We start from the raw sequence: 13,801 nt of genomic DNA on the forward strand, positions 1-13,801 counted from the left end.
AACATCGCAACGCTCCAGACGTTAGGTCTTGCAAAGGGAGACAAAGCCATGAACAGATTTTCTCTTACCGCCGCGTCAGGCGCGCTTGTGTTTGCGCTGACGTCGGCGGCTTCGGCTGGCCCGATGAGCGTTGCGCCCGAGGCGCTCGTGACATCCCCGCCGTCACAAATCGAGACCATCGCCTATCGCGGCCATTATCATGGGCGCGGCAATTACCACACCAATCGCCACTATCGCTATAACGGCCACCGCCACTATCGCCACTACGGCTACAATCCGGGCGCCGCGGCCGCCGCCGGCCTCGCATTCGGCGCCTTGTCGCTGGGAGCGGCCGCGGCCGCGTCGGATGATTGCGGCTATTATGGCTGCGGCTATGGTTATGGCGGCCCCTATTACGGCGGCGGCTATGGTTACGGCGCGCCCGCTTACGGCTATCGCCAGGGCAATTGGGGCGGCGGCCAGCGCTGGAACAGCGGACATTATGCCGGCTATGCCGGCGGCGGCGGCCTTCGCACAGGCCGAAGCGTCGGCTTCGGCCAGGGCGGCGGCGGCTTTCATGGCGGGGGCGGCGGCTTTCACGGCGGCGCGATGCATGGCGGCGGGATGCGCCGCTAGCCCCCTGCCTCAGTCTTCTGCGCCGCCGGCTCTGGTCTTTAGCCAGGCGGCGCCGCAGGCCTTGGCGAGCTCCCGCACTCGCAAAATATAGCTCTGCCGCTCGGTGACCGAGATCACGCCGCGGGCGTCGAGCAGATTGAACAGATGCGAGGCCTTAAGGCACTGGTCATAGGCGGGCAGGACGATCAGGGCGCGTTCGCCGACCTCTCCCGCCGCGAGTAGCGCCTTGCATTCGGCTTCGGCGTCGCGGAAATGTCGGGCCAGGAGTTCGACGTCGGCGGCCTCGAAATTGAAGCGCGAATATTCCTGCTCCGCCTGCCGGAACACGTCGCCATAGGTGACTTTCTCATCGCCGTCGCGGCCGTTGAAATTGAGGTCGAACACGCTTTCGACGCCCTGCACATACATGGCGAGCCGTTCCAGCCCATAGGTCAATTCGCCCGCGACCGGCGCGCATTCGACCCCCGCGACCTGCTGGAAATAGGTAAATTGCGAGACCTCCATGCCGTCGCACCAGCATTCCCAGCCAAGGCCCCAGGCGCCCAGCGTCGGGCTCTCCCAATCATCCTCGACGAAGCGGATGTCGTGCAGTTTCAGGTCCACGCCGATCGCCGCGAGCGAGCGCAAATAGAGCGCTTGCAGATCGGGCGGCGACGGCTTCAGGATCACCTGAAATTGGTAATAATGCTGCAGCCGGTTGGGATTTTCGCCGTAGCGTCCGTCCTTTGGCCGGCGCGAGGGCTGCACATAGGCGGCCTTCCACGGTTTCGGCCCCAGCGCGCGCAAGGTGGTCGCGGGATGAAACGTTCCGGCGCCGACCTCCATGTCATAGGGCTGTAGAATGACGCAGCCCTGCTCCGCCCAGAAGCGCTGCAGCGTCATGATGAGCCCCTGGAACGAGCGCGCCGGGTCGAGCAGGCTTGTCGAGGGCGCAGCTTTGTCGAGCGGCGGAGCTTTTAGGTCGAAAGCGTCGGTCATGTGGGCGGCTGCGCGGTTCGGTTTCTCGCGCGGCCACACAGGCGGCCGGCGCGCTGGAGCGTGATGCTCTAGAGCATGACGGCGAAAAGTGGAAACCCGCTTTTCCTTGTCATGCGCCGAGCGAGTCATGTGAGCGCCACGCTCATGTCATTGCAAGGGTCACGCTACGGATTTATCAAAGCGGCAAAGTTTTCCGTTGCACAAAATCATGATCGGATGCACGATTTTTTTGGTCGCCCTGTTCGATTGCTCCAATTGTTACTGAATTATATTAGCGTTATTGGGAGATACGGATGAATTTCAAGCAACGCTGGATTTCCGCCGCGCTGACCGCCTGCATGACGACGGCCGATCTTGCCGCCGCCGCGCCGACGTCAGGTTTTGTTGCGGCCGCGCCGGTCATTCGCGCATTGGCCGCTCCCGCCGAACCGCAAGTCACCGAGAAAGCCTATTATTACTATCGCCGGCGTTATTACCGTCCTTACTATCACAGGCGCTATTATCGCAGATATTACTATCATCCGAGATATTATCATCCCTACTATCATCGTCGATACTGGCATCCCTATTGGTGAGGCAGGCAGATCTTACCAGTCGAGACAGGCTTGCCCGCGATGAATGGCTTCTGACTTCGGGCTAAACCCCGCGTCATCATGAAGGATGAGTCCGGGGACGATCGAAAGCGGCGCGCGGCTGCCTTTTCGCGCCCGCAACAGGATGCGGATGGCGGCGGCTCCCGCGCGCGGATGGATCGGCATCAAGACAGCCTCGCCCGCTCGGCCTTCGAGACTCGCCAAAAGCGCCGCAAGGCTGTCCGGCCGGTGGATCACGATGCACGATCCGCCCGGACGCGTCAGCGCGAGGCAGGCCGCAAGCCAGGCCACAACGCCTGCCGGGCCGCCCTCCCGCATCACATGGGCGCGCCGTCGCCCCTCATCCGGCGAAGCGCGCGACCGCGCCGGATCGAGGAACGGCGGATTGGAGATCACGAGATCGGCGGTTTCATCGGCAAGCCCTGCGGCCCGGCGGCTTGGCGGCGACAGCGCATCGGCCTCGAACACGCGGCCGCGTTGGGCGATCCCGTTGAGGTCGAGATTTTTTCGCGCAAGCTCCGCCGCCTCCGCGTCGATCTCGACAAGGCCGATGCGCGCGCCGGGACGCGTCGCGGCAAGCGCGATCGAAGCCGCGCCGACGCCGGCGCCAATATCGAGAACGAGCCCCGAAAAATCAGCCGGAGCGGCGGCGGCGAGCAGCGCCGCGTCGGTGCCGGCCCGGTGTCCGCGCGCGCTTTGGTAGAGCCTGACCTTGCCGCCGAGAAAAGCGTCGTCCTGAACGGGGCCGGTCCCGGCCGTCTCAGCCACGCTTCAGCTCCTCGCCAAGCCCCGCCTCGGCGAGCGCGGCGCGCGCCGCCTCGACGTCTTCATCGAGGACGAGGATGCGCCGCGGCAGAAATCCGAGCGAGCCTTCCAGCGCGCTCATATGCTCATCGGCGACGAAAACGCCGATGCCGAGATCCAGCAGCAAGGCCTCGACGCGTGAAATCAGCACGAGATCATTGGTGCGCAACAGCTCGAGCACTTGATTTCCCTTACATGCCGCGCCGGCGCAGCCGGGCTTTTCGAATACCTTGCATGCGGCTTCGCGCCGGGCAAGGCCGCGGCGGCGGCGCGAACGAGTTGAAAAACTTAAGGTCCCGCCCTAAGAAGCGGGGGCGGGCGCGGAGTATCCGAATTGGGCGTTGTCATTTCCCTCGAAGAGAATACGCCGGAACCCGGCATCGAGCCTCTCGTCGCGCTGGTCAGCGCGGACATGGAGCGCGTCAACCAGACGATCCTGAGCCGCACGGCCTCCGACGTCTCGATGATCCCCGAGGTCGCGAACCATCTCATCTCGTCGGGGGGCAAACGGCTGCGGCCGATGCTGACGCTCGCCACCGCGGGTCTTTGCAACTATCGCGGCGCGGGCCATGTCAAGCTCGCCGCCTCCGTCGAATTCATGCACACCGCGACGCTTCTGCACGACGACGTCGTCGATGAAAGCGACATGCGGCGCGGCAAGCTCGCGGCGCGGATGCTTTGGGGCAATGAGGCGAGCGTGCTCGTCGGCGATTTTCTCCTCGGCCAAGCGTTTAAGATGATGGTCGAGGTCGGCTCGCTGCCCTGCCTCGACGTGCTCTCCGCCGCAGCTGCGGTGATCGCCGAAGGCGAGGTGATGCAGCTTTCCGCCGCCAAGGACACCGAGACGAGCGAGGATGATTATCTCGCCGTGATTCGGGCCAAGACGGCGGCGCTGTTCGGCGCGGCGGCCGAGGTCGGCCCCCTGCTCGCCGGACGGCCGAAAGCGGAGATCGCCGCCTGCCGCGGCTATGGCCTCAATCTCGGCGTCGCCTTCCAGCTGATCGACGACGCGCTGGACTATGGCGGCGCCTCCGCCAAGCTCGGCAAGAATGTCGGCGATGATTTCCGCGAGGGCAAGATCACGCTTCCGGTGGTCCTGTCGTTCCGGCGCGGCACTGCGGAGCAGCGCGATTTCTGGCGGCGCACGCTGGAGCGCGGCGAGATTGCCGATTCCGATCTCGAAATCGCCATCGCCACCATGCACAAGCATCGCGCCCTCGAGGATACGGTCGAACGCGCGCGCCATTACGGCGCGATGGCCCGCGACGCGCTGGAGCTGTTTCCGGCCTCGCCGTGGAAATTCGCCCTCAGCAATGTCGTCGATTTCTGCGTCAGCCGCGCGTTTTGATCGGCGCCTGATCTGCAGGCTCTTTAATCCAATTTAAAGCTTAACTGCGAATAGTTCCCTTTGGCCGATCGCGCCGGCGTCTTGTCCGGCCGCGGCCTTCGGCGGGAGCGCAGTTGAGGCATGGGCAGGTCGCGATTGGGCTGGGCGGCAGGCGTGATCGCTCCCTGGTGGCTCGGAGCCGCCCTCGTGGTTTCGATCCCGGCCGACGCCGGACAGGAAGCGGTGACCGGCGCCTCGCTCGCCCCGCTGTCGCTGCGAGCGCCCACCGCGCCCAGCAACCTGATTCCGCAGGAGATCGCCAGCCTCGGCGGAGCGTTTGCAGCAACGCCGGGCGTCTCCGCCGACGAATCCTCAGCTCCCTTGGCCAATGCGCCGCGCTTCCTGCGCGAGGCCAGTCTTTTTGCCGAAAACGCCGGTCGCCACGAGCGGCTTGCGGACGAAATCGAGCCGCGCGCCGACCGCAAGCATAACGCCGCGCCCGCGCCGACGATCGCGCGCGCCGGCAAGGGCGACCCGACAGTAGGGCTCCGCCCGACATTTGACGCGCGTCTGCGGCGCGAGGGCGGCCTCGCCAATCTGCGCGCGCATGATCTTTTGTTCGAGCATGAGGATGCCTGGCCGGTGGGCGGCTTCGAGGCGTCGGAGGCCGACTTCGCCGGACCGGACAGCGTCGCCGCTTTCGAGCCATGGCCGGACGGGGAAACGCCGACCACCGCCCCGCCGCTCGCCGATTCTTCGCCGCGCCCCGAGCGAAGCGCCCTGACCATGCGCCCCGCCTCGGTCAATGAGCGGCTGATGCAGGGGGCGACGCCGCCAATCCGCCGCGCCGACGCGCTGAGCTCGACGACCCCGGCAGCGGCCGATTCGACGCCGATCGAAGTCGCCGCGGTCGCGCCGGATGCTCCGCCGCAGGGCCTGGAAGACCAGACAAGCTCCGCGCCACGCGCGAGCGTCAGCCCCGGCGCAAGCGATTCACGCGCCTCCGCCTATGCCGCGCTCGGCGATCGCAAATGGAGCGCACAAGAGCAGCGCTGCCTCGCCGAGGCGATCTATTTCGAAGCGCGTAGCGAATCGGATCAGGGCCAGGCGGCGGTCGCGCAAGTGGTGCTGAACCGGGTCTCGAGCGGCCTTTATCCGCCGACGATCTGCGGCGTCGTCTATCAGAACCGCCAGCGCCGCAACGCCTGCCAATTTTCCTTCGCCTGCGAAGGCCGGGCGCTGCGCGTCTCGGAGCCCGACGCCTGGCGCTCGGCCGTCCGCATCGCAAATGAAGTGACGACCGGCGCCACCTATGTCGCGGATGTCGGCGCCTCGACGCATTATCACGCGAATTACGTCCGCCCGCGTTGGGCGCGCCGTCTTGAAAAAATGGACGTGATCGGGCATCATATTTTTTACAAATTGCGGCCGGGCCAAACATAGGGCCTTTATATTCGTGATTTCGCGCCGCCGCGGCGATCGTCCGTTGATCGCGCGCATAGAAGGCGCGAAGCTTCGGCCGTATGAAGGCTGAAAAGAGCCGAGCGAACCGGGCCGATGAGCCGGTCGCAAGAATGCGCCTCGCTTACAGCGTCGCCGGCGCTTGCCTCGCCGACGCAAAACGGCCATGTTCGGCGCCAGAAAATTGCCGCCCATCCCTTCTAGACGAGCCTCAGGCACGGAACAGCAACGCATGTCGCTTCAAGCCAACTCCGCGCGCCATTCCCATTCTGCGCGCCAGGATAAGATCGAGACAAAAGGCGCGAATTCTTCGGCCGCCGGTCTCGCTGAGCGCGCGAAAGGCCTGACGGATCGCCTTATTCTGCCAAGACGCGGCCGGAGCTTGCCGCGGCTCGCGCTTGCCGCAGTCCTGATTGCGCTGACGCCCGCGACCTTCGTCTCGGCGCAAGCGCGAACGCGGGATAATTTTGCGATTGCGACGCCTTTCGAGGTCGGCGAGAGTCCTGCCGGCAATTACCTCGCGGCGCTGGTCGCGGGCGCCGAACGCGACACGGTAGCGGCGGCGACCTTTTTTCGCGAGGCGCTGCGTTTTGATCCGAACAACCCGAAGCTGATCGAGCGCGCCTTCGTCGCGGCCGTGTCAAACGGCAATATGCCGGAAGCGATCAGCCTCGCCGAGCGGCTCGTCGCGCGCGAGCCGGACAACACGCTCGCCCATCTCGTCCTTGGCGTGCAGGCGATCAAGAAAGGGCAATTCGCCGCCGCCCGCGCCCATTTCATGCGCGGCGGCCCGGGCCAGCAGCGCGACATTACCGCGACTCTCCTGACCGCCTGGGCCTATCTCGGCGAAGGCAATCAGAAAAAGGCGCTGGAGTTCGCCGACCGTCTGCGCGACGAGAATTTCGGCGTGTTCCGGGATTATCACGCAGGTCTTATCGCCAGCGTTGCGGGCAATACGCCAGAGGCCGCGCGCCGGCTGAAGGCCGCCTATCAGGCCGACAAGAACACGCTGCGCCTCGCCGACGCCTACGCCCGCTTCCTGGCGCGGCGGGGCGATATCGCGCAGGCGATAACCGTCTATGTCGATTTCGACCAGATCCTGCCGAGCCATCCGAGCATTCTCGCCGCACTGGCCGATCTCAAGGCCGGCAAGCCGCTCGACCTTGTCGTCAAGACGCCCGAACAGGGCGCCGCCGAAGTGCTCTACGGGCTTGGCGCCGCGGGCGGACGCCAGGGCGACGAGCTCGCGGCCATGATCTATCTGCGGCTGTCGCTCTATCTTGCGCCGCAAAACAGCCTCGCCATCATCACGCTCGCCGACCTCTATGAGCGCATCAAGCAGAATGAGCAGGCGATCGACGTCTATGCGCTTGTTCCCGAAAAGGACCCGCAGCGAATCACCGCCGACATCCAGACCGGCCTCATCCTCGAAACGCTGGGCCGTTCCGAGGATTCATCGGCCTTTTTGAAGCGCATCGTCAGCGAGCATCCGAGCAATGGCGAGGCGCTGGCCGCGCTTGGCAATCTGCAGCGCACGCATAAGCAATATGCCGACGCCATCGCGACCTACACGAAGGCGATCGACGAGGTCAACAAGACGGGCAAGGCCGGCTGGGCGCTCTATTATTTCCGCGGCATTTCCTATGAGCGCAACAAGCAATGGCCGCTTGCCGAGGCCGATTTCAAACAGGCGCTGGCGCTCGCCCCCGACCAGCCGCTGATCCTCAACTATCTCGGCTACAGCTGGGTCGACCAGGGCCTCAATCTCGACGAGGCCTTCGCCATGCTGCACAAGGCGGTCGATCTGCATCCGACCGACGGCTATATCGTCGACAGTCTCGGCTGGGCGAATTACAAGCTCGGCCGCTACGACGACGCCGTCAAGGAGCTTGAGCGCGCCATCGACCTGAAGCCCGCCGATCCGGTGGTCAACGATCATCTTGGCGACGCCTATTGGAAAGTCGGGCGCAAACTCGAAGCGCATTTCCAGTGGAATCACGCGCGCGATCTCGGACCGGAGCCGGACGACAAGGACAGGATCTTGAAGAAGATCGAGCACGGCCTCAGCGACGATCCGAAGCCCGCCGCCGCCGATGCCGACCCCAAGGACCAGGCGGCGTCCAAGGAAAACGGCGGCTAGCCGCTCGGCTCCGCTCGCGGGAAGGCGGCTCTTTCGTCGATCGAACGGCCGCCTCCCCTTACGAAGCCGCGCTTTTTGGCGCGTTCGCGCAAACCTCCTGGCGCATCGACAAACCACCCCTTCGACCCGCGAAACCCCTTGCCTCTTCCCCTCATTGAACGCGCGCCGGCCAAGATCAATCTCACTTTGCATATCCTTGGCCGCCGCGCCGACGGATGGCATGAGCTTGAGAGCCTTGTCGTCTTTTCCCGCACGGGCGACCAGCTCTCGCTGATCGAAGGCGAGCCTTTGTCGCTGACGATCGAAGGGCCGACGGCGCCGGCGGCAGGCGAGGTCGCCGACAATCTCGTGCTGCGCGCCGCACGTCATTTCGCTGCGGCGATCCCCGACGCCCATCTTGGCGCTTTTCATCTGGTGAAGCGTCTGCCGGTCGCGGCCGGGATCGGCGGCGGCTCATCCGACGCCGCCGCAGCGCTGCGGCTGCTGGCCCGCGCCAATGGCGTTCCGCCCGACGACGAAAGGCTGATCGCCGCCGCGCGCAAAACGGGAGCCGACGTTCCGGTTTGCCTGGCCGCTCGGGGGCGCATCATGCGCGGCTTTGGCGACGAGCTTGGCCCGGTCCTCAAGCTGCCGCCGCTCGTCGCGCTCATCGTCAATCCGAATGAGCCGCTGGAGACGCGGCGCGTGTTCGAGCGAATGGATATCGCGCCCGGCGCCCGCACCGATTTCGGCGGCCATCCCAAGCTTGCCTCGGGCATGGGGCCGGAAGAGCTGATCGCGGCTCTCGCCAAAGGCCGCAACGACATGGAGCCGGCGGCCTGCCGGCTTGCGCCGATCATCGGCGACGTGCTCTCGATTCTCGGCTCAGCGCCCGGCGCAAAACTCGCGCGTATGTCAGGCTCGGGCGCAACCTGCTTCGCTTTGTTCAAGGATTGCAAATCCGCCGCCCGGGCGCGCAAGGCAATTTTGCGCGCTCATCCGCGCTGGTGGGTCAAAAGCTGCGTCTTGAACTGACGCGGCGATCCAATACGCAACTTTTTAGTTGCCTATTTAACCGCGCTCTGTCAATGATAAGGCAACCAGGAGGTTGCCAATGATCGACAGAATCGAAAAACACATCGAACTCAAGGCGCCAATCGAACGCGTCTGGCGCGCGCTGACGGACCATCGCGAATTCAGCGAATGGTTCAAGGCAAAGATCGACAGCCCGTTCCAGCCGGGCGAAACCATTCGCGGCCAGAACGCCTGTCCGGGGTATGAGCACGCCAGCTTCGAGGTCAAGGTTCTGAAGATGGAGGCGCCGCGCTTCTTCTCCTACACGTGGCATCCCTATGCCATTGATCCCAAGATGGATTATTCTCAAGAAACGCCGACGCTGGTCGAGTTCTGGCTCGAACCCATTCCGGCGGGGACGCGACTGCGGGTTGTCGAATCAGGCTTCGAAAAACTGCCGCCGCATCGGCGCTCCGAGGCGCTGCGGACCCATGAACCGGGCTGGATCCAGCAATTGGAGAATATCAAGACCCATGTCGAACGATAGCGCTCCGACGAGCCCGGCGGACCCTGCGCCGATCTTCGCCGCCCTTGGAGACGGCACGCGCCTCTCCCTGCTTGCGAAGCTCAGCGACGGGCAAAGCCAGTCGATCGTCAAGCTGTCGGCAGACACCGAACTGACGCGGCAGGCCATCGCCAAGCATCTTCGTGTGCTGGAGAACGCTGGGCTCGTCAGCAGCATCAAGGTCGGCCGCGAAAGCCACTTTGCTTTCCGGCCGCAAAAGATCGCCGAGGCGCGCTCCTATCTCGATCATGTTTCGGAGCAATGGGACGCAGCCCTCTCGCGCCTTCGCTCCTTTGTCGAGCGATGAGCGGACGGGGGCCGCGAGTTGGCGCCGACGCCATTGAATTGCGCCAGCCAACCGATTAAAGCTTTTCGGCGCGCGGGCGTAGTTCAATGGTAGAACGGAAGCTTCCCAAGCTTCATACGAGGGTTCGATTCCCTTCGCCCGCTCCACGCCCTTTTTCGACCCGCCGCGGGCCGGGCGAAATCCGCACTATGCTGCTGCGCCTAGTGTTGAGCCGGCGCCGCGTCGGGCCGAGTCATCAGCGAAGCCTGCTCGGCTGCGACGCGACGCCCCTGCAGCCGAAAAATTTCCACGCGCTGCGCAGGATCGACTGCATATCCCTCCGCCTTTGCAATGAAACGGACGGCGCCGATTCGCTCCAGCATGATCGTGTCGCCCGCCATCGCACCGGTGACCGTAAAGGTCAGAGACAACAGCGCCGCCAGTGAAAAACGCGAAAGCCGTCCCGCTTTCTCCAGTCTGGATCGGATCATAACAAAGCCTCCTTCCGCGGCGGCCGCGACGCTTGCCGCCTTGCAGCGAGACGGCGCCCTGCCCGCCGGCCTCTCTTGAGAGCGCTCTGACGCGGCAGTCCGATCAGCTTGCGCGCCTGAGCTTATGCGTAGCTTGCGGCGCAACAATTTCTTCCGCAACGCACCAAATTGTCTCAGGGGAAACTTCTGGCTCGTTTTCAGCGCTGCGAAGGAGGCGGCGCTTAGCCGTCCCGCCTGTTTCGCCCGCGCAGGCCGTAATCCTTGAATTTCTCGACCGTCTTAGCGATCTCCGCATCGTCGAGAATCACAGGCGCGCCGATTTGCAACGCTGCGGCATATTGCCGGGCGAGCGTTTCCGTTTCCACAGCGAGCCATAAAGCTTCAGCCAGATCCGGCCCCGTCGCGATCATTCCGTGATTGGCGAGAAGCGTGCAGGCGCGGCCCTCGAGCGCCTCGAGCGCCGCCTCGGACAGTTCCGGCGTGCCATAGCTCTCATAGCGGGCGCAGCGGATGGTTGGGCCGCCCGCCGCGGCGATCATGTAATGAGCGGCGGGAATCTCCATCCGGCACATGGCGAAAGCCGTGCAGAAGATCGGATGGGCGTGGACCACCGCGCCGACTTCGGGTCGGCGGGCCAAAATATCGCGGTGAAACCGCCACTCGGACGAAGGCGCGAGCGGATGACGGAAAGACCCGTCCATCGCCATGAAGACGATGTCGTCGGCGCCCATTTCGTCATAAGGCAGACCGGAGGGCGTGATCAGCAGTCCGCCGTTCCAGCGGACCGAAATATTGCCCGCCGTCCCCTGATTGACGCCGAGCCGCGCCAGGGCGAGGCAGCCGTCGATGATCGATTGCCGGACCGCAAATTCTCCGCGCTTTTCCAACTTACGCCCCTGGTTGGTCTGCGCGATTCATGCCCACCCGCGCCTAGGCAAGCAAGCCGCCGCCCCACCTCGGATCAGGCCGCCCGCAGCTCTGCGGCTTCCCTGGCGAGCTTTTCGATGGCGGCATAGTCGCCCGCCTTGATCAGCGCGGGCGCGACCATCCAGGAGCCGCCGACGCAGGCGACATTCTTGAGTTCGAGATAGGCCTTGGCCTTGACGATATCGATGCCGCCGGTCGGGCAGAAGACGAGGTCGGGCAAAGGACCGCTCAGCGACGAGAGATATTTCGCGCCGCCGGCGGGCTCGGCCGGAAAGAATTTCATGCAGCGGAAGCCGCGCTCATAGAGCGTCATCGCTTCGGTCGCCGTGGCGATGCCGGGAAGAAACGGCACCGGGGATTTGCGCGCCGACCGTAGCAGCTTGCGCGTCATGCCGGGACTGACGAGAAAGGACGCGCCGGCGTCGATGGCGGCTTCCATCTGATCGGCGTTGGTGACCGTTCCGGCGCCGATCGCGGCCTCCGGAAAGGCGCGCGACAGCATCTCGATCGATTTGAGCGCGGCGGGGGTCCGCAGCGTGATTTCGAGCACGCTGAGGCCGCCGGCGAGCAGCGCCTCGGTCTGCGCCAGCGCGTCAGCAGCATCGATCACCTGCATGACCGGAATCACCGGCGAGCGCTTCATCAAGGCAAGCGTCGCGTCGGTGTGTTGATATGCCATGGGCGGGAGGTCCTTCAGAATGCAAGTTGGCGGGCGGAGACAAGCCGCCGCGCGGCCATGTCAAAAATTTTCGGCGCGGGAGAAAAACCGCGCCAGACAAGCGTCAGCTGATGCTGCTCGCCCCCAATTCCGGGCCGCTCGCAACCATGCGGAAGGTGTGGAACAGCTCGCGGCCATAACCATGATGGTAGGATTCCAGATCGCAGGTCGCGAGTTCGCGGCGCTCGAACTCTTCCGGCGAAATTTCGACCATGAGCGTTCCGGCGGCGGCGTCGAGGGTGATCATATCGCCCTCGCGGACCTTGCCGATCGGGCCGCCGGCCTGCGCTTCCGGCGAAACATGGATCGCCGCCGGCACTTTGCCCGATGCGCCCGACATCCGCCCGTCCGTCACCAGCGCGACCTGATGCCCATGCGCCATCACCGAGGCAAGGATCGGCGTCAGCTTGTGCAATTCCGGCATTCCGATCGCCTTGACCCCCTGGAAGCGCACCACGGCGATGAAATCGCGATTGAGCTCGCCCGCCTTGAACGCCGCCTCGACCTCCTCTTGCGCATGGAAAATCAGCGCCGGCGCGCGCACCAGATGGCGCTCGGGCGCGACCGCGCTGATCTTGATGACGGCGCTACCGAGATTGCCGGACAACACCTTGAGGCCGCCGTCGGCGGAGAAGGGCTGCTCGAACGGACGGAGCACAGCCGGATCGAGGCTGGCCGAGGGCGAGTCGCGGAATTTTAATTCGCCATTGTCGAGATAGGGCTCCTTGGCGTAGTCGGCGACCGGCGCTCCCGTCACGGTTTTGGCGTCCGGATTGAGCAATCCCGCCTTCAAAAGCTCGCCGATCAGATAGCCGGTGCCGCCCGCCGCCGAGAAGTGATTCACGTCGGCCGAACCGTTCGGATAGATCCGCGTCAGCAGCGGAACGACTTTGGACAGGTCGCCGAAATCCTCCAGCGTCAAGATGATTCCGCCCGCCCGCGCCATGGCGACCAGATGGATCACATGATTGGTCGAGCCGCCCGTCGCATGCAGCGCCACGACGCCATTGACGAAGGCGCGCTCGTCGAGGATTTGCGATGCTGGCGTATATTCATTGCCAAGCGCCGTAATGGCGAGCGCGCGCTTGGCGGCGGCGGCTGTGAGCGCGTCGCGCAGCGGCGTATTCGGATTGACGAAAGAGGCGCCCGGCAGATGCAGGCCCATCGCCTCCATCAGCATCTGGTTCGAATTCGCCGTGCCGTAGAAGGTGCAGGTGCCCGCCGAATGATAGGAGGCGGCTTCGGCCTCCAAGAGTTCGGCGCGGTCGACCTTTCCCTCGGCATAGAGCTGGCGCACCTTGGATTTCTGGTCGTTCGAGATGCCCGACGGCATCGGCCCGGCCGGAATGAAGACGGCGGGGAGATGGCCGTAGGCCTGCGCCGCGATGACGAGGCCGGGCACGATCTTGTCGCAGATGCCGAGGAATACCGCGGCGTCAAACATGTCATGCGACAGCGCGATTGAGGCCGACAGCGCGATGACGTCGCGCGAGAACAGCGACATCTCCATGCCGGCGCGCCCTTGCGTGACGCCATCGCACATGGCCGGCACGCCGCCGGCGACCTGCGCGACGCCGCCCGCCTCGCGCGCGGCTTGCTTGATGATGGCCGGAAAACCCTCATAGGGCTGATGCGCCGATAGCATGTCGTTATAGGCGGTGACGATGCCGAGATTGGGCACAATGTCGGCGCGCAGCTCCGCCTTGTCATGCACGCCGCAGGCGGCGAAGCCATGGGCGAGATTGGCGCAGCCGAGCGCGCCGCGGCGCGGCCCCTTGCGGGCCATCGCCTCCATGCGGGTGAGATAGGCCTCGCGCGTCGGACGGCTGCGCTCAACGATCCGGGCCGTGACGCGGGCGATTGTGTCCTGAACCATGGAGCCTCTCGATCTTCCCGGCGCGGC

Annotated in this window: 15 protein-coding genes and 1 tRNA gene; 9 read left to right on the forward strand and 7 right to left on the reverse strand. The window is 64.9% G+C overall.

The features are described from left to right. Window positions 1-48: 48 nt before the first annotated feature. A complete protein-coding gene (locus tag MSIL_RS21010; RefSeq protein WP_012590149.1) occupies window positions 49-615 on the forward strand; it encodes a hypothetical protein in 567 nt (188 codons plus the stop codon). A 9-nt stretch (window positions 616-624) separates the two neighbouring features. On the opposite strand, the gene MSIL_RS05725 is transcribed toward MSIL_RS21010, so the two are convergent. Continuing rightward, on the reverse strand, window positions 625-1,593 hold the full coding sequence (locus tag MSIL_RS05725; protein ID WP_012590150.1) for a glycine--tRNA ligase subunit alpha: 969 nt from the start codon (window positions 1,591-1,593) through the stop codon (window positions 625-627). 293 nt (window positions 1,594-1,886) lie between these two features. Here MSIL_RS05725 and MSIL_RS05730 point away from each other — a divergent pair, with 293 nt between their 5' ends. Next, entirely contained in the window at window positions 1,887-2,168 is a 282-nt protein-coding gene (locus MSIL_RS05730; RefSeq protein ID WP_012590151.1) for a hypothetical protein, read from the forward strand. 12 nt (window positions 2,169-2,180) lie between these two features. Here MSIL_RS05730 and MSIL_RS05735 read toward each other — a convergent pair whose 3' ends face one another. Beyond that, window positions 2,181-2,954, reverse strand: a complete 774-nt coding sequence (locus MSIL_RS05735; RefSeq protein ID WP_012590152.1) for a tRNA1(Val) (adenine(37)-N6)-methyltransferase — start codon at window positions 2,952-2,954, stop codon at window positions 2,181-2,183. Continuing rightward, on the reverse strand, window positions 2,947-3,171 hold the full coding sequence (locus MSIL_RS05740) for a putative signal transducing protein (RefSeq protein WP_012590153.1): 225 nt from the start codon (window positions 3,169-3,171) through the stop codon (window positions 2,947-2,949). The genes MSIL_RS05735 and MSIL_RS05740 overlap by 8 nt, the downstream gene beginning before the upstream one ends. 153 nt (window positions 3,172-3,324) lie before the next feature. On the opposite strand from MSIL_RS05740, the gene MSIL_RS05745 reads away from it, so the two are divergent. The 7 genes from MSIL_RS05745 (at window position 3,325) to MSIL_RS05775 (ending at window position 9,929) form a co-directional block, all read left to right on the forward strand. Further along, window positions 3,325-4,338 carry a polyprenyl synthetase family protein gene (locus MSIL_RS05745; protein ID WP_012590154.1) on the forward strand — a complete coding sequence of 338 codons (1,014 nt, stop codon included), beginning with the start codon at window positions 3,325-3,327 and terminating at the stop codon, window positions 4,336-4,338. A 120-nt stretch (window positions 4,339-4,458) separates the two neighbouring features. After that, window positions 4,459-5,760 carry a cell wall hydrolase gene (locus tag MSIL_RS05750; protein WP_012590155.1) on the forward strand — a complete coding sequence of 434 codons (1,302 nt, stop codon included), beginning with the start codon at window positions 4,459-4,461 and terminating at the stop codon, window positions 5,758-5,760. Window positions 5,761-6,160: 400 nt separating this feature from the next. After that, window positions 6,161-7,918: a tetratricopeptide repeat protein gene (locus tag MSIL_RS05755; protein WP_012590156.1), complete on the forward strand. Its 1,758-nt coding sequence runs from the start codon at window positions 6,161-6,163 to the stop codon at window positions 7,916-7,918. Between the two features lie 138 nt (window positions 7,919-8,056). Then, window positions 8,057-8,932 (forward strand): 4-(cytidine 5'-diphospho)-2-C-methyl-D-erythritol kinase, encoded by an 876-nt coding sequence (locus MSIL_RS05760; RefSeq protein ID WP_012590157.1) that lies wholly within the window; start codon window positions 8,057-8,059, stop codon window positions 8,930-8,932. A 79-nt stretch (window positions 8,933-9,011) separates the two neighbouring features. Then, a complete protein-coding gene (locus tag MSIL_RS05765; protein WP_012590158.1) occupies window positions 9,012-9,458 on the forward strand; it encodes an SRPBCC family protein in 447 nt (148 codons plus the stop codon). After that, a complete protein-coding gene (locus MSIL_RS05770) occupies window positions 9,445-9,783 on the forward strand; it encodes an ArsR/SmtB family transcription factor (RefSeq protein WP_012590159.1) in 339 nt (112 codons plus the stop codon). The genes MSIL_RS05765 and MSIL_RS05770 overlap by 14 nt, the downstream gene beginning before the upstream one ends. Window positions 9,784-9,855: 72 nt before the next feature. Next, window positions 9,856-9,929, forward strand: a tRNA-Gly gene (locus MSIL_RS05775). 54 nt (window positions 9,930-9,983) lie between these two features. Here the strand turns inward: MSIL_RS05775 and MSIL_RS05780 are convergent. From MSIL_RS05780 to edd, 4 genes are all read right to left on the reverse strand, one after another. Further along, complete coding sequence (locus MSIL_RS05780) at window positions 9,984-10,253, reverse strand: hypothetical protein (protein WP_012590160.1); 270 nt, start codon at window positions 10,251-10,253, stop codon at window positions 9,984-9,986. A gap of 221 nt (window positions 10,254-10,474) precedes the next feature. After that, window positions 10,475-11,140, reverse strand: coding sequence for a class II aldolase/adducin family protein (locus MSIL_RS05785; protein ID WP_012590161.1), 666 nt, complete (start codon window positions 11,138-11,140; stop codon window positions 10,475-10,477). Between the two features lie 74 nt (window positions 11,141-11,214). Beyond that, window positions 11,215-11,859, reverse strand: coding sequence for a bifunctional 4-hydroxy-2-oxoglutarate aldolase/2-dehydro-3-deoxy-phosphogluconate aldolase (gene eda, locus MSIL_RS05790; RefSeq protein ID WP_012590162.1), 645 nt, complete (start codon window positions 11,857-11,859; stop codon window positions 11,215-11,217). Window positions 11,860-11,962: 103 nt separating this feature from the next. Beyond that, entirely contained in the window at window positions 11,963-13,774 is a 1,812-nt protein-coding gene (gene edd / locus MSIL_RS05795; RefSeq protein WP_012590163.1) for a phosphogluconate dehydratase, read from the reverse strand. Window positions 13,775-13,801 lie beyond the last annotated feature (27 nt).

It is taken from the genome of Methylocella silvestris BL2, from assembly GCF_000021745.1.
Taxonomy (GTDB): domain Bacteria; phylum Pseudomonadota; class Alphaproteobacteria; order Rhizobiales; family Beijerinckiaceae; genus Methylocapsa; species Methylocapsa silvestris.